The following is a 19,906-nucleotide window of genomic DNA, read 5'->3' as shown; positions in this document are numbered from 1 at the left end:
CGCCCGAAGGGCGAACCCGGAATCTCGAGATTCCGGGTTCGATGCTGCGCATCGCCCCGGAATGACAGCGCAACGTGGATGGCCGGGACAAGCCCGGCCATGACAGCTGAGATATTCTCGCTCCAGACTGAGTAACCTAAGTGCTCGCCTATACCGCCAGACGCATCGTCTACGTCATCCCGATCGTCATCAGCGTCGCGCTGGTGTGCTTCCTGCTCGTGCACATCACGCCGGGCGATCCGCTCGTCGCGGTGCTGCCCGCCGATGCCTCGCAGGAGCTCGCGGCGCAGCTGCGCGCCGCCTACGGTTTCGACCGCCCGCTGCCGGTGCAGTTCGGCCTCTGGCTGATGCGCGCGCTGCATGGCGATCTCGGCAATTCCATCGCCACCGGGCGTCCCGTGCTCGCCGAGGTCATGCGCGCAGTCGGCAACACCGTAACGCTGGCGATTGCCGCCGCCATCATCGGCTTCACCATGGGCATCCTGCTCGGCCTGATCGCCGGCTATTTCCGCGAGACCTGGATCGACAAGGTCGCCACTTCCTTTGCCATCGCCGGCGTTTCCGTGCCGCACTACTGGCTCGGCATGCTGCTCGTCATCATCTTCTCGGTGCAGCTGAACTGGCTGCCCGCGATCGGCGCAGGTCCCAACGGCTCCAACTCCTGGGCCTGGGACTGGGCGCATCTGCAATATCTCGTGCTGCCGGCGATCACGACCTCGGTGATCCCGATGGGCATCGTCACCCGCACCGTGCGTGCGCTGACCGGCGACATCCTCTCGCAGGATTTCGTCGAGGCCCTGCGCGCCAAAGGCCTGCACGAGCGCGGTGTGTTCCGCCACGTCATCAAGAACGCCGCGCCGACCGCGCTCGCGGTGATGGGTCTTCAGCTGGGTTATATGCTCGGCGGCTCGATCCTGATCGAGACCGTGTTCTCCTGGCCGGGCTCGGGCTTCCTGCTCAACTCCGCGATCTTCCAGCGCGACCTGCCGCTGCTGCAAGGCACGATCCTGATCCTGGCGCTGTTCTTCGTCGTCCTCAATCTCCTGGTCGACATCGCGCAAGCCGCGATCGATCCGCGCATCAAGCGGGGCTAGCAATGAGCGAGCTTCCGTTGTCCGCCACTGCCGACGCCGCGCTGCAGGCCGCGCCCGCGAGCAAGGCGCGCGGCTATTGGGCGACGGTCGGCCGCCGCATCACGCGCGACAAGGTCAGCATGGGCTGCGCGCTGGTGCTGCTGCTGATCTTTCTCTCGGCGATCCTCGCTCCATGGCTCGGTCTCGAAGACCCCTATAAGGGCTCGATGATCCGCCGCCTGCGCCACATCGGCACGGTCGGCTACCCGCTCGGCACCGACGAGCTCGGCCGCGACATGCTCGCGCGGCTGATCTATGGCGGGCGGCTATCGCTGGTGATCGGCATCCTGCCGGTGATCCTCGCGTTCTGCTTCGGCACCTCGCTCGGCATCATTGCCGGCTATGTCGGCGGCAAGCTCAACACCGCGATCATGCGCACGGTCGACGTGTTCTACGCCTTCCCCTCGGTGCTGCTGGCGATCGCGATCTCGGGCGCGCTGGGGGCCGGCATCCTCAACTCCATCGTCGCGCTCACCATCGTGTTCGTGCCGCAGATCACCCGCGTCGCCGAAAGCGTCACGACAGGCGTGCGCAACATGGATTTCGTCGAGGCCGCGCGGGCCTCCGGCGCCGGCGCCTTCACCATCATGCGCGTGCACATCCTCGGCAACGTGCTCGGCGCGATCTTCGTCTACGCCACGAGCCTCATCTCGGTCTCGATGATTTTGGCGGCCGGCCTCTCCTTCCTCGGCCTCGGCACAAAACCGCCGGAGCCGGAATGGGGCCTGATGCTGAACACGCTGCGCACCGCGATCTATGTCAATCCCTGGGTCGCAGCATTGCCCGGCGCGATGATCTTCGCGGTCTCGATCTGCTTCAACCTGCTCTCGGACGGCCTGCGCAGCGCCATGGACATCAGGAATTGAGATGGTGACGCAGATGGACAATGGCGCGGCACGGAAGGTCGTCATGCCCGGGCTTGTCCCGGGCATCCACGTTCTTCTTTCCGCGTGGCAAGGCGTGGATGGCCGGGACAAGCCCGGCCATGACGGCGTGCAGGCTTTGGCGCAGAGCACGTGCGATTGCCCTGTTTCGATGGGGAGAGGTGGGAGACCGCAGCCATGACCGACGCCACAACCTCCGTTGAAATGCTCGAGCCGGTCGAGGATCGCGGCGGCGTCGCGCAGCCATTGCTCCAGGTCAATGGCCTCACAAAACACTTCCCCGTGCGCGGCGGGCTGTTCGCAGCAAAGCGCACCGTGCGCGCCGTCGACAACGTCTCCTTCGCCGTTGCCAAGGGAGAGACCGTCGGCATCGTCGGCGAATCCGGTTGCGGCAAGTCCACCACGGCGCGGCTCCTGATGCATCTGATGCCGCGCGATACCGGCGACATCATCTATGACGGCATGACCGTCGGCCAGTCGCTGAGCTTGCGCGAGCTGCGCCGCGGCATGCAGATGGTGTTCCAGGATTCCTACGCCTCGCTCAATCCGCGCCTGACGATCGAGGAATCCATCGCCTTCGGCCCCAAGGTGCACGGCATGGCCGACGGCGCGGCGCGCACCCTCGCGCGTGAGCTGCTCGGCAAGGTCGGCCTGCGCCCGGAAAACTTCGCCAGCCGCTATCCGCACGAGATCTCCGGCGGCCAGCGCCAGCGCGTCAACATCGCCCGTGCTCTGGCGCTCTCGCCGCGACTTGTCATTCTGGACGAAGCCGTCTCCGCGCTCGACAAATCGGTCGAGGCGCAGGTGCTCAATCTGCTCGCCGATCTCAAGCGCGAGTTCGGACTGACCTATCTCTTCATCAGTCACGACCTCAACGTCGTCCGCTACATCTCGGATCGCGTGCTGGTGATGTATCTCGGCGAGGTCGTCGAGCTCGGCCCGGTCGACCAGGTCTGGGACAATCCGGCGCATCCCTATACGCGCGCGCTGCTCGCGGCGATGCCGTCGTCTGATCCGGATCGCCGCACCGAGAGGCCGCCGATCACGGGCGATCCACCCAATCCGATCGATCCGCCCCCCGGCTGCCGCTTCCACACCCGTTGTCCGTTTGCGGAGCCGCTCTGCGCAAATGCGACACCAAAGCTCTCCGCGCTCGATAAGATGGGCCATGAGGCCGCGTGCTACATGGCGATTCCGGGTTCAGGCCATAGCCGCGCGCCAAGAGGGGAAACGACATGACAAGACCGACACCGAAAGAGATCAAGCCGATCGCGCAGATCGCCGGCATCCCCGTGGATGACGAAATCGCGGTTCGCATCTCAAATTCCATCGGGCCTGCCTTCGAGGGCTTTGAGGCCATCGCCGGCACGCTGCCCTTCGACCTCGAGCCCGCGCTCTATCCGATCGCGCAGACGCAGAAGGTGTCGAAATGAGCACTGAGCCTGCCTTGATGACGCTCACCGAGGTCGCGCGCGCGATCGCGATGAAGCAGCTATCCTCGCACGAGGTGACGCGCGCGTTGCTGCACCGCATCGCGCAGTGGCAGCCGCATCTCAATGCCTTCATGTCGATTGACGCCGAAGCCGCGCTGAAGGCGGCTGAGGCCGCCGACGCCGAGCTCGCCAAGGGCGATGTCCGCGGTCCGCTGCATGGCGTTCCGCTCGCGCACAAGGACATGTACTACGACGCCGGCCATGTCGCGACCTGCGGCTCGCTGATCCGCCGCGATTTCGTGCCGACCGTGACCTCCACCGCCTTGCAGCGGCTGAAGGATGCCGGCCAGGTTCGCCTCGGCACGCTGCACCTTGCCGAGTTCGCCTATGGCCCGACCGGCCACAACGCCCATTACGGCCCGGTGCGTAATCCCTGGAACGTCGCCCATATCACCGGCGGCTCGTCCTCGGGATCCGGATCGGCGGTCGCGGCGCGTTTGACCTATGCGGCGCTGGGCTCGGACACCGGCGGCTCGATCCGCATGCCCGCGCATTTCTGCGGCGTCACCGGCCTCAAGACCACCGTCGGCCGCGTCAGCCGCGCCGGCGCGATGCCGCTGTCGCAATCGCTCGACACGGTCGGCCCGCTCGCCCGCACTGCGGAGGATTGCGCGCTGCTGCTGGCGCTCATGGCCGGCGCGGATCCCGCGGATTCCACCTGCAGCCACGAGCCGCTGTCCGACTATGTCGGCGCGACCAAGGGCTCGCTGAAAGGTCTCAAGATCGGTGTCCCTTCGTCGTTCTATGTCGACGATCTCGACGCCGAGGTCGCGCGCGCGCTGGACGAGACCATCGCGGTGCTCAAGCGCGAGGGCGCCGACATCGTCAAGGTCGAGCTGCCGGACCAGCGGCAATTGTCCGCGGCGAGCCAGCTCGTGCTCGCAGCGGAAGCGGCCGCCTTCCACAAGCGCTGGATGATCGAGCGTCCCCAGGATTACGGCGCGCAGGTGTTGATGCGGCTTCAGAACGGTCTCGCCGTTCCCGCCATCACCTATCTCGAAGCGATGCGCTGGCGCGGCCCGGCGCTGGCGGCGCACAACGCAGCGACAGCGGGTGTCGATGCGATCATCGCACCGGCTTCCCCGATCCCGGCGCCGACGATCGAAGAGAGCGATGTCGGCGGCGGCCCGGATGCGCCGGCGCTGCTGCAGCGGCTGACGCTGTTCACCCGCCCGGTGAACTTCTTGGGCCTGCCGTCGCTCACTGTGCCGTCGGGCTTCACCAAAACCGGCCTGCCGGTCGGCATGCAGCTGATCGGCCGCTCTTTCGATGAAGCCACCCTGCTCACCATCGGCGCCGCGTTCCAGCGCGTCACCGATTATCATGATCGATTGCCGAAATTGCCGTCATGACAAACCTCGTCGAGATCTCGGGCCTCAACATCCGCTTCACCGGCGAGCGCACGGTCTATGCCGTGAACGATCTCAATCTCTCGCTCGGCAACAGTGAGGTGCTGGGCCTGCTCGGCGAGTCCGGTTCGGGCAAGAGCGTGACGCTGCGTGCGCTGATGCGGCTGTTGCCGAGGAAGCGCACGCAGATCATGGGCACCGTGAACGTCATGGGGCGCGACGTGCTCGCCATGAACGATGAGGAGCTGTCGTCGTTCCGCGGCCAGACGGTGTCGATGATCTTTCAGGAGCCGGCACTGGCGCTCGATCCGGTCTACACCATCGGCGCGCAGATCGCCGAAAGCGTGGTGCGCCACGAGGGCAAGAGCTTTGCGGAAGGGCGCGCGCGTGCGCTCGAAATGCTCGATGTCGTCCGCATTCCCTCGGCAAGACGCCGGCTCGATGCCTATCCGCACGAGATGTCCGGCGGCATGCGCCAGCGCGCCATGATCGCGCTCGCGCTGGCCTGCCGGCCCAGGATTCTGTTGGCGGACGAGCCGACCACCGCGCTCGATGCCACCGTGCAGATCCAGATTCTCTTGCTGCTGCGCGAGCTGCAGCGCGAGTTCGGCATGTCCGTCATCTTCGTCACCCACGATATCGGCGTCGCCATCGAAATCTGCGACCGCGTCGCGGTGATGTATGCCGGCCAGATCGTGGAGCAGGGGACGCTTCGCGATATCGTCCGCAGCCCCGTGCACCCTTATGCCAAGGGCCTGCTCGCCTCCACCATCCACGGCGCCAAACGTGGCCAGAGGCTCGAAACCATCCCCGGCACCCCGCCGTCACTGGCCGAAAAGCCCCACAACTGCTCCTTCGCCCCCCGCTGCAAGCTCGCCGAGCCGCGCTGCCTGGAGCAACTGCCCGCGAATGTGGAGGTCGGGCCGGGCCGGGCGGCGAGGTGCGTGCTGGCGGAGCCGGTTTCTTAGCTGTTGGCCAGTTCTGGCCCGGCTGTCGGCCGCACTCCCTCGCCCGCTTATTCAAAATTCCTCCACGACAACACCGGCTTGTCACACTCCACCCCGCACCGAGTGCCAGCGCGGCTCCTACTGTGCATGGGGTTGTTTTCGACATTTTGTTTTCGCAGCCGCAACCGGGACTTGGGGAACAGCATTCAGACCACATTCATCCCGGTTCCCGTTCCATGCGGGCATCCACGGAGAGGGACTTAACCGATGTACATTTCCAACGAAGGCCTGCTTGTCATCCTGTTCGTCGGTCTGATGGCGGGCTGGCTCGCCGGCAAGGTGGTGCGCGGAACCGGGTTCGGCATCGTCGGCGACATCGTGGTCGGCATCGCCGGTGCGCTGGTGGCGAGCTTCCTGTTTCCCAAGCTAGGCATTCGCCTCGGGACCGGCCTCGTATCCGAGATCGTCTATTCCGCCATCGGAGCGGTGATCCTGCTGCTGGTCGTCCGCCTGGTACGTGGCGGCGGCAGATTGTAGCCGCCCCCAGTTTGGAACTTTCCGCCTCTCGCAGCGCTGGGGAGGGACGGAAACATCTGCTATAAAAAGCCGCAAAGCCTGTGAAATACCGGACTTGCACGCGGGGCCGTCAGGGGTAGATGTGGCCCATCGGGGCCCTGGATTAACTCGGCCGCCCTGGTTGCAGAGAGAACACGATGTTAATCCCGGTCGAGTACCCCTGAACCTGTGAAATGAGGGGCTTCGCCCTCTTACCCGGAAAGAGATCAGACTGATGGCAGCCGTACCTGGCGTCCGCCCGTTCAGAACTCGGTGACGCCTTGCGCGCGTGTCGCACGGCGTTCGTCGGCGTCGGCTTGATGAGCTGCATGATCAACCTGCTCTATCTGACCGGGTCGATCTTCATGCTGGAGGTCTACGACCGGGTGCTGCCGAGCCGCAGCATCCCGACCCTGGTCGGCCTGATCATCCTCGCCAGCTTCCTCTACATGGCGCAGGGCGTGCTCGACATGATCCGCAACCGCATCCTAGGGCGGATCGGCACCGCGCTGGACGAGGCCCTGAACAAGCGCGTGTTCGACACCATCGTGCGCCTGCCGCTGCTGGTCGGCAGCCGCAACGAGGGCCTGCAGCCGCTGCGCGACCTCGACAATGTCCGCTCCTTCCTCGGCGGCATGGGCCCGAGCGCGTTCTTCGATCTGCCCTGGCTGCCGCTCTATCTCGCCATCTGCTTCGCCTTCCATGTCATGATCGGCGTCACCGCCCTGGTCGGCGCCATCATCCTGGTCGGGTTGACGCTGGTCACCGAGTTCCTGTCCCGTCAGCCGGCGAAGGAGGCGATGGGCCTCGCCGCCCAGCGCAACGATCTCGCCGCCGCCAGCCGCCGCAATGCCGAAGTCATGGTGTCGATGGGCATGGCCGGCCGCATGAACCAGCGCTGGAGCGAGACCAACCAAAAATATCTCGCCGGCAATCAGCGCGCGAGCGACGTCGCCGGCGGGCTCGGCGCGGTCGCCAAGGTGCTGCGCATGATGCTGCAATCGGCCGTGCTCGCGGTCGGCGCCTATCTCGTCATCCACCAGGAGGCGACCGCCGGCATCATCATCGCCGGCTCGATCCTATCGGCCCGCGCGCTCGCGCCGGTCGATCTCGCCATCGCACACTGGAAATCCTTCGTTGCGGCCCGCCAGAGCTGGCAGCGCCTCACGCGCCTGCTCGAGCAGATGCCGGCCCAGGCGATGCCGACCCAGCTGCAGGCGCCCACCAGCCGCCTCTCGGTCGAAGGCGTTGCCATGGTGCCGCCAGGCGACCAGCGCCTGATCGTGCAGGACGTCACCTTCGCCCTCCAGGCCGGTAACGGCCTCGGCGTGATCGGGCCGAGCGGCTCCGGCAAATCCTCGCTGATCCGTGCCCTGGTCGGCGTCTGGCAGCCGGTGCGTGGGAAGGTGCGGCTCGATGGCGCGGCGCTCGACCAATGGTCGTCCGACGCGCTCGGCCGTCACATCGGCTATCTGCCGCAGGACGTCGAGCTGTTCGGTGGCACCATCGCGCAGAACATCTGCCGGTTCGATCCCGAGGCGACGTCCGACGCCATCATCGCCGCGGCCAAGGAGGCCGGCGTGCACGAGATGATCATCAAGATGCGCGAGGGCTACAACACGCAAGTCGGCGAGCAGGGCGCTGCGCTGTCCGCTGGCCAGGCGCAGCGCGTTGCGCTGGCGCGCGCGCTCTATGGCAATCCATTCCTGGTCGTGCTCGACGAGCCCAACTCCAATCTCGACACCGAAGGCGACGAGGCGCTGACCCGCGCCATCCGTGCCGCTCGCGAGCGCGGTGCCATCGTCATCGTGGTGGCGCACCGCCCGATCGGCGTCGAGGCGGTCGACCAGATCCTGGTGCTGCGCGACGGCCGCATGCAGGCTTTCGGCCCGAAGGAGCAGGTGCTCGCCCAAGTGCTCCAGCCGCGCGCGGTGCCGTCGGCACCGATCAAGGTCGTCAGCGAAGGTGGGGCCAAAGCATGAGCACGATGGCCATTGGCGGGACAAAGTCCGCTGCGACGAACACCGTGCGGCAGTCGATCAGATTCCACCTGATCCTCGGGCTCAGCATCGTGCTGGTGCTCGTGCTCGGCCTCGGCGGCTGGGCATCCACGGTGCTGATCTCGGGCGCGCTGATCGCGCCGGGCCAGATCGTGGTCGAATCCAACGTCAAGAAGGTGCAGCACCCGACCGGCGGCGTGGTCGGCGAGTTGCGCGCCCGCGACGGCGACGTTGTCAAGGCCGGCGACATCGTGGTGCGGCTCGATGACACCGTGACCAAGGCGAACCTCGCCATCGTCACCAAGAATCTGGACGCCGCGCAGGCACGCACGGCGCGACTGCAGGCCGAGCAGCGCGGCATCGACAAGATCGAGTTTCCGCAATCGTTGCTCGATCGCGCCGACGATCCCGACGTCAAGGCGCTGCTCTCCGCCGAGACCAAGCTGTTCGACGTCCGCGTCAACGGCCGCGCCGGCCAGAAGGCGCAGCTCCGCGAGCGCGTCCTGCAGCTCAACGAGGAGATCGAGGGACTCCAGGCGCAGGAGAAAGCCAAGGACAAGGAAATCGCCCTGGTGCAGCAGGAGCTCACCGGCGTGCGCGATCTCTACGAGAAGCGCCTGGTGCAGATCTCGCGCCTGACCACGCTCGAGCGCGACAGCGCCCGCCTCAATGGCGAGCGCGCGCAGTACATCGCTTCGCGGGCGCAGGCCAAGGGCAAGATCACCGAGACCGAGCTCCAGATCATCCAGGTCGACAAGGACATGGTGAGCGAGGTCTCCAAGGATTTGCGCGAGACCAACGACAAGATCGGCGAGCTGATCGAGCGCAAGGTCGCCGCCGAGGACCAGCTCCGCCGTGTCGACATCCGCGCCCCGCAGGACGGCATGGTGCTGCAATCGACGGTGCACACCGTCGGCGGCGTCGTCACCGCCGGCGACACGTTGATGCTGATCGTGCCGCAGGCCGACGATCTCCAGGTCGAGGCCAAGGTCAATCCGGTCGACATCGACAAGCTCCAGATCGGCCAGAAGACGCTGCTGCGCCTCTCCGCCTTCAACCAGCGCACCACGCCGGAGCTCAACGGCGTCGTCAGCCGCGTCTCTCCCGACGTCACTACCGACCAGCGCACCGGCCAGAGCTACTACACCATCCGCGTTTCGATGCCGGCCGAAGAGGTCGCCCGCCTCGGCGACGTCAAGCTGATCCCCGGCATGCCTGTCGAAGCCTTCGTCCAGACCGGCGACCGCACCATGCTGTCCTATCTGATGAAGCCGCTGCACGATCAGCTGATGCGGGCGTTCCGCGAGAAGTGACGCGCTAAGATCAAGGGTGGGCAAAGGCGCAACGCGCCGTGCCCACCACCTTTCACGTTTCGATAGAAAGACGTGGGCACGCTTTCGCTTTGCCCACCCTACGGCACCGCCTTCTTTGCTATAGTTCGACTCGAGCACTAGCAACCCGGCGGTCGAACCATGCAATCTCCCCCCACCATCGCCACCGAATCCTTCTCCGACGCGTCTGCGGCCGTCGCCCGGCTCGAAGAGATCTACGAGCGCAACACAAAATTCCTGCGCGACCGGTTCGAGGCCTACGTCAATGGCGAAGCCGTCACGACGCGGGTGCGGGCCTATTATCCCTTCGTCCGCGTCACCACCGCGACGCATGCGCGGCTGGATTCGCGTCTCTCCTATGGCTTCGTCGCCGGCCCCGGCGTGCACGAGACCAGCGTGACGCGGCCGGATCTGTTTCGCGCCTATCTCACCGAGCAGATCGGACTTTTGATCCAGAACCACGGCGTGCCCGTCGAGATCGGCGAATCCGCCGAGCCGATCCCGATCCACTTCGCCTATCGCCGCGACATCAACATCGAGGCCGCTATCACCACCAGCGAGAACTCGCCCGTGGCGCGATCGCTGCGCGATGCGTTCGACGTGCCTGATCTCGCCACCATGGACGATTCCATCGCCGACGGCACCTTCGAGCTCCAGCCCGGCGCGCCCGAGCCGCTGTCGCTGTTCCGCGCCGCGCGCGTCGATTACTCGCTGCGCCGGCTATATCACTACACCGGCACCGATCCCGAGCATTTCCAGAACTTCGTGATCTTCACCAACTACCAGTTCTATGTCGATGCCTTCGCGCAGCTCTGCCAGCAACGGCTCCAGTCGGGCGAGGCGGGCCTCGACTCCTTCGTCGCGCCGGGCAATGTGATCATGCAGAATGGCGGTGCGACCAGCGGAACTGCGCCGGTGCGTGCGCCGCAGATGCCGGCCTTCCATCTTGTCGCGTCGGGCTATCGCGGCATCACACTGATCAACATCGGCACAGGCCCGTCTAACGCCCGCAATGTCACCGACCATGTCGCCGTGCTGCGGCCGCACGCCTGGTTGATGCTCGGCCATTGCGCGGGCCTGCGCAACACGCAGCGGCTCGGCGACTACGTGCTCGCCCATGGCTATGTGCGCGAGGACCATGTGCTCGACCGCGAGTTGCCGCTCTGGGTGCCGATCCCGGCACTCGCCGAGATGCAGGTCGCGCTCGAACAAGCGGTCGAGGATGTCACCGGCCTCGAAGGTTTTGAGCTCAAGCGCCTGATGCGCACCGGCACGGTGGCGAGCGTCGACAACCGCAATTGGGAGATCTCCGGCCGCGACGTGATCCGTCGCCTGTCGCAATCGCGCGCGGTCGCGCTCGACATGGAATCGGCCGCGATCGCCGCCAACGGCTACCGCTTCCGCGTCCCCTACGGCACGCTGCTCTGTGTCTCCGACAAGCCGCTGCATGGCGAGATCAAGCTCGCCGGCATGGCCAGTGAATTCTACCGCCGCCGCGTCGGCCAGCATCTCGAGATCGGCCTGAAGGCGCTGGAGCGGCTGAAGCAGCAGGAATCCGAGCGGCTGCATTCGCGAAAGCTCCGCAGCTTCGCCGAAGTCGCGTTCCAGTAAAGGACAACAGACCTGCCGTACGAACGCTGACGTCTCCGTGAGCACGACGCCCTGGAATATCGCTGCCGAGACAGGGTTATCACCTCGTCCGGGGCCGCTCGAAACAGGACTGGAGACCGAGATGTTCACGACGATGATCAGGCTCGTCGCGCTGGGTACGTTTGCGGCAGCATTGTTGAACGCGCCGGCGTTGGCCGCCGGCGGAGGCGGGGGTGGCGGCGGCGGTGGCGGCATCAGCTCCTCCGATCCCTACGCCGGCGCCTATTCGGATCAGAAACCGCAGCCGACCTATCCGAAGCGCCCCGGCAGCAGAGCAACGCAGAAGGGCAAGAAGCCAAGCAATCAATCCAGCATCGGCGATCCCGCATTCGCGGCCGGCTATCGCGTCGCCTATGACACCATCTACGAGCGCAACGACTATGCGGCCGCGATTGCGCAATTGAGGTCGCTCGGCCATGACGACCATCCGAACGTCGCCAACCTCATCGGCTACTCCTATCGCAAGCTCGGCGATTACGAGCAGTCGCAGGTCTGGTACCAGCGTGCGCTCAAGGCCGACCCGAACCACGTGCTGACCTGGCAGTACTATGGACTCTGGCAGCTCGAGCAGGGCAATCGCGAGCAGGCGATGTATCATCTGAGCCGGATTGCTGCCATTTGCGGAACCGATTGCGAGGAGTACAAATCCCTGGCTGCGGCGCTGGAGAAGCCGACCGGCACGGCGCTCGTGTATTGAACGCGCGGTGTGGGTTGGCTGCGAAGCGCAACCCCACTCCAGGGCAGGTGACAAGTCGTCAAAATTTCAGCATTGTCCCGCGCGGGGCGCGACCCGGGACGACTTGATGCCACTCATGCGCGACAGAATCATCGGCCATGATCTCGAACGGCTGGCCTTTCGCTTCACGATGATGCGTGACGACGAGGTCGTGCAGTGCCAGATCTCTGACGCGGCGATGGACGAGCTCGCGGGCATGCAAGGCACCGAAAGCAGCGCGCGCCAGGCGCAGTTCCTGTCGCTCCGCGACACCATCGAGCGGATCGCGTCGGACATTTACGACGAAGCGCCGCGGGTGCCCGGCTATGTGGTGCGGATTTTCATGCGGCATTTGGGGAGGTAGTGTCTGCCCGCCCACCGCTGTCATGCCCCGGCTTTGACCGGGGCATCCAGTACTCCGAGGCCTATCGATTCCATCACAGGCGCTGCGGAGTACTGGATCGCCCGCCTTCGCGTGAGACTGTGCCCGACTCGCTCACATGGTTCAGCGACTTACTCCCCCAGCTTTCTCAGCAACAACTGCAGCGCCGTCGCAGCGAATACTTGCATGTTCGCAAACCGGTCGTTGCTATTAGTTTCCAGCGTCATTACCTCGGCCGCAGGTCCGGCGACCGCCATGCAGCTATGGCCGGCGGCGTCGCCGTAGCGGTTGCCGGGTAGGGCCGGCTGCGCCGGTCTCGGAGAGGCCCCAGTCGGAGTTGAAGCGACTGCGCATCCGTTCGGCGAGCAGCTTTGCGTAGGGCTCCGACGAGGAACGAAAGCCCTTCATTCCCTCATCCGAAATATCCATCAGCACGCGCCTCGCATCGCGGGTGTAGACCACGGCGCCACCGAGGAAATAGGCGGAGGCGCCGGGCACCGCGAGCAGGCTCGCCGCGATCAGGCCGCCGGCGGAGGATTCGGCGACCGCAATGGTCTGTTTGCACGCGATCAGTTTGGCCGCGACTTGTTCCGCAATGCCGACGAGCTCTTTCATCCCAATACCCCTTATGCCTTCGCAACTGAGCCCAGCCTTCCTAGCATATGACAGAAGCCTTGGCCGAGTTGCGGGCGGCGGGCAGGCCTGCTTGAATGGCAGACAGAAGAGAGAAGACGAGGAAACGTGAGAAGGGAGACGTCATGACGTCCCTGATCGCCGGCGGGGTGGATTGCGATGTGCATCCGGCCGTGCCGCATCTGACCAGCCTACTGCCGTACCTGAACGACTATTGGCGCGATCAGGTGACGACGCGCGGCATGGTCGATCTCGTCTCGCAATCCTACCCGAAGAACTCGCCGATCGTGGGGCGGCCCGATTGGCGACCTGAGAAGGGAAAACCGGGTGAGAGCCTGGACGACATGCAGCGCCATGTGCTCGATCCCTTCCAGCTCAAGCTCGCGATCTGCAATCCGCTCTATGGCGTGCAGATGGTGTTTTCCGAGGACATGCAGGCCGCCTTCTGCCGCGCGCTGAACGATTGGCTCGTCAAAGAGTGGCTCGATCGCGATTCGCGGCTGCGCGGCGCGATCGTGATCCCGACGCAAAGCATCGAGAAATCAGTCGCCGAGATCGAGCGCTGCGCGCCCGACAAGCGCTTCGTGCAGGTGCTGATGCTCGTGATGGGCGACACCCCGCTCGGCAAGCGCGCGCTGTGGCCGATCTACGAGGTCGCTGAGCGGCTGGAACTTGCCATCGGCATTCACGCCGGTTCCGCCTATCACAATCCGCCGACGGCGGTGGGCTGGGGGTCCTATCACATCGAAGACTATGTCGGTCAGGCCCAGGCATTCCAGACCCAGCTCACCAGCCTGATTGTCGAAGGCGTGTTCGCAAAGTATCCGCGGCTGAAAATGGTGATGCTGGAATCCGGGATCTCCTGGATCGCGCCCTATCTCTGGCGCCTGCACAAGTTCTGGCGCGGGGTGCGAATGGAGACGCCCTGGGTCGATCGCGCGCCATCGGAGATTGTGCGCAGCAACATCCGCTTCTCGTTACAGCCTTTTGATGCGCCGCCGGAACCTGAGACATTAATTCGCCTGTTTGATCATATGCAGTCCGACGAATTGGTCCTATTCTCCACGGACTATCCGCACTGGCAGTTCGACGGCCAGGACGCGCTGCCCGAGGGTCTTTCCCCCGATCTCGTGCACAAGATTATGATCGACAATCCGTATGCAACTTTTCCCCGCCTGACCTGAGCCCGCTGCCATAGGAGGCAAGGCGATGAATATCCAGTTCCGCGAGAGCCAAGAAGCCGCTTCCCCCCTGACAACGAAATCCGCGATCGCGGACTGTGACATCCATCCGGCCCGCGCCACCCGCACCGAGCTCTATCCCTATCTCGCCAAACGCTGGCAGCATCATCTCGAAATCTACGGCGTCCATGCCTATCAGGGCATGATGGAAGGCCCGCCCTATCCGAAGGCCCAGCCCAACGCCTCGCGCCGCGACGCCTATCCGCCGGAAGGCGGCCCGCAGGGCTCGTCGCTCTCCTTCATGCAAAAGCAGCTGCTCGATCCCAACAATGTCCAGCTCGGCGTGCTCAATCCGCTCAACACCGGGCAGGGCATCCGCAATCACGAGCTGTCGGCTGCGCTGTGCTCGGCGATCAACGACTGGCAGATCGACAAATGGACCAGCAAGGACAAGCGGCTGAAGGCGTCCATCGTCGTCGGCAATGAGGACGGCCTGTCGGCCGCCGCCGAGATCCGCGAGCGCGCCGGCGACAAGAATTTCGTGCAGGTGCTGCTGCTGAGCCGCAACGTCGAGCCGCTCGGCCAGCGCCGCTATTGGCCGATCTATCAGGCCGCGGAAGAGGCCGGCCTTCCCGTCGGCGTGCACGCCTTCGGCTTCGGCGGCAACCCGATCACGCCGTCCGGCTGGCCGTCTTATTACATCGAGGAGATGGTCGGCCACTCGCAGTGCCAGCAATCGGCGCTGGCGAGCCTCGTGCTCGAAGGCGTGTTCGAGCGCTTCCCGAAATTGAAGATGGTGATGATCGAGGCCGGCTTCGGCTGGGCGCCGTCGCTGGCGTGGCGGCTCGACAAGGCCTGGCAGCGCCTGCGCGGCGAGGTGCCGCATGTGAAGCGGCCGCCGTCGGAATATATCCGCGAGCAGGTGTGGTGGACGACGCAGCCGATGGAGGATCCGGAGCGGCGCGAGGATCTGTTCGACGTCATCAAATGGATCGGCTGGGACCGGCTGCTGTTTGCGACCGACTATCCGCATTGGGACTATGACGAGCCGTCGCGGGTGCTGCCGGCGGGCGTGAGCGAAGCCAATCGCGAGGCGTTCTATTTCGGTAATGCTAAGAAGCTCTACGGGATCGCCGCATGATCCGAAAAAGTGTGAAGCGGTTTTTCGATCAGATCATGCGGAAGACATAATGGCGCGGCATGTGATCGCCGCGGTCGATGAGCTTCCGCCCGGCACGCGAAAATTTCTGGAGATCGATGGTCGGCCGATCGCGGTCTTCAACATCAAGGGCGAGTATTTCGGCCTGATGAACCGCTGCCCGCATCAGGGCGCAGCGCTGTGCGAAGGGCCGCTGATCGGCCTCGCGCAGTCCAAAGATCCCGGCGAGATCGAATACACCAAGCTCGGCGAGATCATCCGCTGCCCCTGGCATGGCTGGGAGTTCGACATCCGCACCGGCCAGTCCTATTGCGATCCCCGCCGCTTCCGCGTGAAGAGCTATCCGGCCCATGTCGAGCCAGGCGCGAGCGTGGTGAAGGGGCCGTACGTGGTGGAGACGATTCCGGTCAAAGTCGAGAGCGACTACGTGGTGGTGGAGTTGTAGCTCTCACTGTCATTCCGGGGCGGTTCGCAGGACCGAACCCGGAATCCCGAGGTTCCGGGTTCGATGCTTCGCATCGCCCCGGAACGACCCGCCATCAAAGCCCCCGCCACCGGATCATATGTCGGCACCGCCTTGTCGCCGCCCGCGATAGACGATCAGCGCGGCGATGATGCCGAGCACAGTCAATTGAATTTGCCGCGGAAGCTGATGATTTTTCAGACTTTATTTTGCGTTGCAGCGACCAGCCATTGGCGGAAGGCAGTCAGCTTCGGCGCCTCGCGGCCGCCCTCCGGCGCGACCAGGTAGAAGCCGGCGTCGGCCGGCAGCGCGATCTTGAAGGGGACGACGAGCCGGCCCTTGGCGATGTCGTCCTGCACGTAGGAGGTCCGCCCCATCGCAACCCCGATGCCATCGATCGCAGCCTGGATGGTCATGAAGATCATGTCGAAGGTGATGCCGGGCTGCCGCGCGATGTCGGCCGGCAGGCCCGCCGCCGTCAGCCACAGCCGCCAGTCGTCGCTGTTGGCGTTGGAGGTGTGCAGCAGCGGATGGTTGCGCAGATCCTCCGGCTGGCGCAGCGGCTTGTCGCCGCGCAGCAGCGAGGGGCTGCACACCGGAAACAGCTCGTCCGCCATCAGCCAGTCCGCACGCAGACCCGGCCATTGGCCGCGGCCATAGCGGATCGCGGCATCGACATTGTCGCGCTGAAAATCGACGAGACTCGTCGATGTCGTGATGCGGACGTCGATGCCGGGGTGCTGCTCCTGGAAATCGGTCAGCCGCGGCAGCAGCCATTTGGCGGCGAGCGAGGCCAAGGTCGAGACCGTAAGCACCTTGTCGTCGTCCTTGCGCAGCAGGCGGTCGGTGGCGAGGCGCAAGTCGTTGAAGGCGGCACGCACGCCAGGCAGGTAGTCGCGCGCCTCCGGCGTCAGCGCCAGCGCGCGGTTCTGCCGGATGAACAGGCGGATGCCGAGCTCCTCCTCGAGCCGCCGGATCTGATGACTGATCGCGGTCTGGGTCACGTTCAGCTCGGCCGCCGCCAAGGTGAAGCTGAGATGGCGCGCAGCGGCCTCGAAGGCCCGCAGTCCGTTCAGCGAGGGCAATCTGGCAGTCATCTGGCAGCAGGATGCATGACGTTATTTCATGCGAAAAGGTACAAATTGTCGTTTGTCGCAGCGCGCTAAGAGGCAGAAACTAGCGCCCAAGTTAGCTCAAGGAGCTGAACATGTCCACTTTGACGCACAATTCGATGACAAATCATCATGCACCCGGTCTGATCCAGCAGGTCAGTGAGACCCTTCACGTCTGGCACGAGCGCTATCGGACCCGGCGCGAGCTCGCCAACTGGACCGCCCGTGACCTTCATGACGTTGGCCTGTCCTGGAGCGACATCGCTTTCGAGGCTGAGAAACCCTTCTGGCGGGCCTGATGGCCGCCAGGCCGGCGCCGCCTGATCAGGGGCGCCGGCGGTCCCTTTGGTCACCTTGGACATGTGTCATGAGCACCCTTGGCCTGGAAGACCTGAAGCAATATTCCGACGTGCTGCGTACCCGGCATGGTGAGCGGCTCAACGTTCGCTTCGTCGAGCCGCGCGACACCGAGGAGCTTCAGCACTATTTCCGCTCGCTCTCGACCCGCTCCCGTTACAACCGCTTCTTCGGCGCGATCAGCGAGTTGCCGAAGGGGCTGTTGCGCGACTTCCTGCAGGTGGGCGAGCGCGAGCGCTTCACCGTGGTCGCGACGATGATGGTCGACGGTTTCGAGACCATTGTCGCCGAAGCTCGCTACGCCTTTCACGCCGAGAGCTCGACGCTCGAGTTCGGCCTGTCGGTCGATGATCGCTGGCACGGCCATGGCGTCGCCACGGCGCTGATGAAGAATCTCGAATGCCGCGCCGCCGCGCTCGGCGCTGAGCACATGTTCGGCGATACGCTGCGCTCCAACGAAACCATGATCTCGCTCGCGCGCAAATCCGGCTTCGGCTTCGTCAATCATCCTGATGATTGGAAGCTGGTGCGCTTCGACAAGGAGATCAACGTCGCGCCGAAGGACATTCCCTGCGCGAGCTGGCGTCTCGCCGCCCTTTCCCGTCAGGCCGGTAGCCCCTCAGCCTCGGCCTGACACCACTCCGAGCCCGGCCTGGCCTAGCCAGCACCGGGCATTTTTTTGCCTTCACTTGGCAGCGTCGTCGGTGAAGTCGGTCGAGGTTGCGACCGAGCGCCAGCTAGCCAGGCCTACTTCCCCGTGAACACCGCTTTCCGCTTCTCGATGAAGGCCTGCACCGCTTCCTTGTGATCGGCGGTCGTGGTCAGGCGGATCAGCCGCTCGGCCTCGTGATCCCTGGCGGTCTCGAAGTCGAACAGCAGGGCTTCGTCGAGATTGTCCTTCATGTAGCGCAGCGCGAGGCGCGGGCCTTCGGCGAGGGACTTTGCCAGCGCGAACGCCTCAGTCTGCAGCTTGTCATCGGGCACGACGCGGTTGACGAGGCCGATCGCTTCGCAGCGCGCGGCATCGACGCGGTCGCCGGTGAACAGCAGCTCGCGCGCCCGCGCGGTGCCGACGAGGCGGGTGAGGAGCCAGGCGATGCCGTAGTCGCCGCTGAGCGCAATACGCGCATAGCCGGTGGCGACGAAGGCCGTTTGCGCGGCGATGCGGATGTCGCAGGCCATGGCGATGGCGAGACCGGCGCCGACCGCGGGGCCGGGCAGGGCGGCGATGGTCGGCTTGCGCACCGAGACCAGCGCGCCCGTGAGCAGCCGCTGCCGCTCCTGGAGATCGGCGACCTTGTCGTCGAACGACATCTCCAGCTTCTTCGGGTCGCGATGCGCGCCCATGCCCTTGACGTTGCCGCCGGCGCAGAACGCCTCGCCCGCGCCGGTGAGCAGCAGCACGCCGACGTCAGGGCTTTCGCCGCAGGTGCGGATCATCGTCCGCAGCGCGGGCGTCAGCGTGTCCGACAGCGGATTACGCGCCTCGGGACGGTTCAGCGTGATGACGGCGACGCCTTCACGGATGACGCAGAGCAGTTCGTTGGTGCCGGTGTCGATGGTGGTTTCGGTGGTCATGTCGCCTCCCCGTTTTGTTCGTCGTCATTCCGGGGGGATGCGAAGCATCGAACCCGGAATCTCGAGATTCTCAGGTGCGCAAGTGCGCACCATAGTTCGGCTCTTCGAGCCGCCCCGGAATGACAAATTGACCTCAAAACTTCTCTACCCAGGGCCGCAGCTCGATCTCCCAGCTCCAGGCGCTGCGCGGTTGCTGCAAGACGTTCCAATAGCTCTCCGCGATCGCATCGGGATCGAGCATCGAATCCGGCTTGTCTGCAGGCTCAGTCCGCGCTGCGTTGCGGATGCCGCCGTCGATGACGAAATGCGCGACATGGATACCTTGCGGCGACAATTCGCGCGCCATGCTTTGCGCGAGGCCACGCAGCGCGAACTTGCCCATTGCGAACGGCGCGGATTGCGCATAGCCCTTGACGCTGGCGGAGGCGCCCGTGAACAGAATGGCGCCGTGCTTGTTCGGCAGCATGCGCCTCGCCGCCTGCTGCGCCACCAGGAAGCCGCCATAGGCGCTGACCGCGATCGCGTTCGCAACGTCGGCCGGCACGAGATCGACGAACGGACCGCGCGAGCGGCCGCTGGCGTTGTAGACGACGAGATCGGGCGTGCCGATCTCGCGCTCGACCAGGCCGAACAGGCGCTCGACTTCGTCGGCCTCGGTCGCGTTGCAGGCATAGGCCTTCGCGCCGGTCTCGGTGCAGAGCGCGCCCAGCTTCTCGATCTTGCGCGCGGCCAGCGCGACGCGGATGCCCTGCTTGGAGAGCAACCGCGCCAGCGAGGCGCTCAGGCCTTCTCCGGCGCCGACGATGAGGGCGATCCTGTATTTCGGGTGTTCCATGGTGTGATCTCTGGCGTGATCTCGCGGGGACGGGAAGCCGCTGATCTATGCATGGTTCGTGCGGACAACCAGCCGGAGCGCCGGTCGGGCTGATCACAATTCCGCAGAGCGAATTGCTCCTTCACGGCGATCATGCCTCCCTGACAATT

19 protein-coding genes and 2 pseudogenes are annotated in these 19,906 nt (G+C 65.1%); 17 read left to right on the top strand and 4 right to left on the bottom strand.

Features of this window, described 5'->3' with window-relative positions:
- The first annotated feature begins 140 nt into the window (after nt 1–140).
- The 12 genes and pseudogenes from ACVWY3_RS27355 to ACVWY3_RS27300 all read left to right on the top strand — a co-directional run bounded on the left by ACVWY3_RS27355 (nt 141) and on the right by ACVWY3_RS27300 (nt 12,421).
- Nucleotides 141–1,094, top strand: a complete 954-nt coding sequence (locus ACVWY3_RS27355; protein WP_456841233.1) for an ABC transporter permease — start codon at nt 141–143, stop codon at nt 1,092–1,094.
- 2 nt (nt 1,095–1,096) lie between these two features.
- Nucleotides 1,097–1,999 carry an ABC transporter permease gene (locus ACVWY3_RS27350; protein WP_456841232.1) on the top strand — a complete coding sequence of 301 codons (903 nt, stop codon included), beginning with the start codon at nt 1,097–1,099 and terminating at the stop codon, nt 1,997–1,999.
- A 195-nt stretch (nt 2,000–2,194) separates the two neighbouring features.
- On the top strand, nt 2,195–3,256 hold the full coding sequence (locus ACVWY3_RS27345) for an ABC transporter ATP-binding protein (RefSeq protein ID WP_456841231.1): 1,062 nt from the start codon (nt 2,195–2,197) through the stop codon (nt 3,254–3,256).
- Nucleotides 3,253–3,450, top strand: coding sequence for a hypothetical protein (locus tag ACVWY3_RS27340; protein WP_456841230.1), 198 nt, complete (start codon nt 3,253–3,255; stop codon nt 3,448–3,450). Before ACVWY3_RS27345 ends, ACVWY3_RS27340 begins: the two co-directional genes overlap by 4 nt.
- Nucleotides 3,447–4,862, top strand: a complete 1,416-nt coding sequence (locus tag ACVWY3_RS27335; RefSeq protein WP_456841229.1) for an amidase — start codon at nt 3,447–3,449, stop codon at nt 4,860–4,862. The genes ACVWY3_RS27340 and ACVWY3_RS27335 overlap by 4 nt, the downstream gene beginning before the upstream one ends.
- Nucleotides 4,859–5,827, top strand: a complete 969-nt coding sequence (locus tag ACVWY3_RS27330; RefSeq protein WP_456841228.1) for an ABC transporter ATP-binding protein — start codon at nt 4,859–4,861, stop codon at nt 5,825–5,827. Before ACVWY3_RS27335 ends, ACVWY3_RS27330 begins: the two co-directional genes overlap by 4 nt.
- Before the next feature lie 246 nt (nt 5,828–6,073).
- On the top strand, nt 6,074–6,343 hold the full coding sequence (locus ACVWY3_RS27325; protein WP_456841227.1) for a GlsB/YeaQ/YmgE family stress response membrane protein: 270 nt from the start codon (nt 6,074–6,076) through the stop codon (nt 6,341–6,343).
- 253 nt (nt 6,344–6,596) lie between these two features.
- Nucleotides 6,597–8,343, top strand: a pseudogene (locus ACVWY3_RS27320) (type I secretion system permease/ATPase).
- A complete protein-coding gene (locus tag ACVWY3_RS27315) occupies nt 8,340–9,674 on the top strand; it encodes an HlyD family type I secretion periplasmic adaptor subunit (protein ID WP_456841226.1) in 1,335 nt (444 codons plus the stop codon). Before ACVWY3_RS27320 ends, ACVWY3_RS27315 begins: the two are co-directional and overlap by 4 nt.
- A 159-nt stretch (nt 9,675–9,833) precedes the next feature.
- On the top strand, nt 9,834–11,303 hold the full coding sequence (locus tag ACVWY3_RS27310; protein WP_456841225.1) for an AMP nucleosidase: 1,470 nt from the start codon (nt 9,834–9,836) through the stop codon (nt 11,301–11,303).
- A gap of 121 nt (nt 11,304–11,424) precedes the next feature.
- Nucleotides 11,425–12,039 (top strand): tetratricopeptide repeat protein, encoded by a 615-nt coding sequence (locus tag ACVWY3_RS27305; RefSeq protein ID WP_456841224.1) that lies wholly within the window; start codon nt 11,425–11,427, stop codon nt 12,037–12,039.
- A gap of 106 nt (nt 12,040–12,145) precedes the next feature.
- A complete protein-coding gene (locus tag ACVWY3_RS27300) occupies nt 12,146–12,421 on the top strand; it encodes a DUF1488 family protein (protein WP_456841223.1) in 276 nt (91 codons plus the stop codon).
- Between the two features lie 149 nt (nt 12,422–12,570).
- Here the strand turns inward: ACVWY3_RS27300 and ACVWY3_RS27295 are convergent.
- Nucleotides 12,571–13,054, bottom strand: a pseudogene (locus tag ACVWY3_RS27295) (CinA family protein).
- Between the two features lie 143 nt (nt 13,055–13,197).
- Between ACVWY3_RS27295 and ACVWY3_RS27290 the strand changes: the two are divergent.
- The 3 genes from ACVWY3_RS27290 to ACVWY3_RS27280 are packed head-to-tail and all read left to right on the top strand — an operon-like array spanning nt 13,198 to nt 15,857.
- Nucleotides 13,198–14,256 (top strand): amidohydrolase family protein, encoded by a 1,059-nt coding sequence (locus ACVWY3_RS27290; RefSeq protein ID WP_456841222.1) that lies wholly within the window; start codon nt 13,198–13,200, stop codon nt 14,254–14,256.
- A gap of 25 nt (nt 14,257–14,281) precedes the next feature.
- Nucleotides 14,282–15,394, top strand: a complete 1,113-nt coding sequence (locus tag ACVWY3_RS27285) for an amidohydrolase family protein (protein WP_456841221.1) — start codon at nt 14,282–14,284, stop codon at nt 15,392–15,394.
- A 49-nt stretch (nt 15,395–15,443) separates the two neighbouring features.
- Nucleotides 15,444–15,857, top strand: a complete 414-nt coding sequence (locus ACVWY3_RS27280) for a Rieske (2Fe-2S) protein (RefSeq protein WP_456841220.1) — start codon at nt 15,444–15,446, stop codon at nt 15,855–15,857.
- A gap of 215 nt (nt 15,858–16,072) precedes the next feature.
- Here the strand turns inward: ACVWY3_RS27280 and ACVWY3_RS27275 are convergent, their stop codons facing one another.
- The gene (locus tag ACVWY3_RS27275) at nt 16,073–16,972 is read right to left on the bottom strand and encodes a transcriptional regulator GcvA (protein ID WP_456841219.1); all 900 of its coding nucleotides are present in this window, start codon (nt 16,970–16,972) and stop codon (nt 16,073–16,075) included.
- 110 nt (nt 16,973–17,082) lie between these two features.
- Here ACVWY3_RS27275 and ACVWY3_RS27270 point away from each other — a divergent pair, with 110 nt between their 5' ends.
- Nucleotides 17,083–17,286: a DUF1127 domain-containing protein gene (locus tag ACVWY3_RS27270; protein WP_456841218.1), complete on the top strand. Its 204-nt coding sequence runs from the start codon at nt 17,083–17,085 to the stop codon at nt 17,284–17,286.
- A gap of 68 nt (nt 17,287–17,354) precedes the next feature.
- Entirely contained in the window at nt 17,355–17,978 is a 624-nt protein-coding gene (locus ACVWY3_RS27265) for an N-acetyltransferase family protein (RefSeq protein ID WP_456841217.1), read from the top strand.
- A gap of 113 nt (nt 17,979–18,091) precedes the next feature.
- Here ACVWY3_RS27265 and ACVWY3_RS27260 read toward each other — a convergent pair whose 3' ends face one another.
- Both ACVWY3_RS27260 and ACVWY3_RS27255 read right to left on the bottom strand, forming a co-directional pair.
- Nucleotides 18,092–18,922, bottom strand: coding sequence for an enoyl-CoA hydratase (locus tag ACVWY3_RS27260; RefSeq protein ID WP_456841216.1), 831 nt, complete (start codon nt 18,920–18,922; stop codon nt 18,092–18,094).
- Nucleotides 18,923–19,055: 133 nt separating this feature from the next.
- Nucleotides 19,056–19,757, bottom strand: coding sequence for an SDR family NAD(P)-dependent oxidoreductase (locus tag ACVWY3_RS27255; protein WP_456841215.1), 702 nt, complete (start codon nt 19,755–19,757; stop codon nt 19,056–19,058).
- Between the last annotated feature and the right edge of the window lie 149 nt (nt 19,758–19,906).

This window comes from Bradyrhizobium sp. USDA 4486, assembly GCF_054057995.1.
The sequence above is the reverse complement of the archived record's forward strand: the minus strand, read 5'-3'. Positions and strand labels throughout refer to the sequence as shown.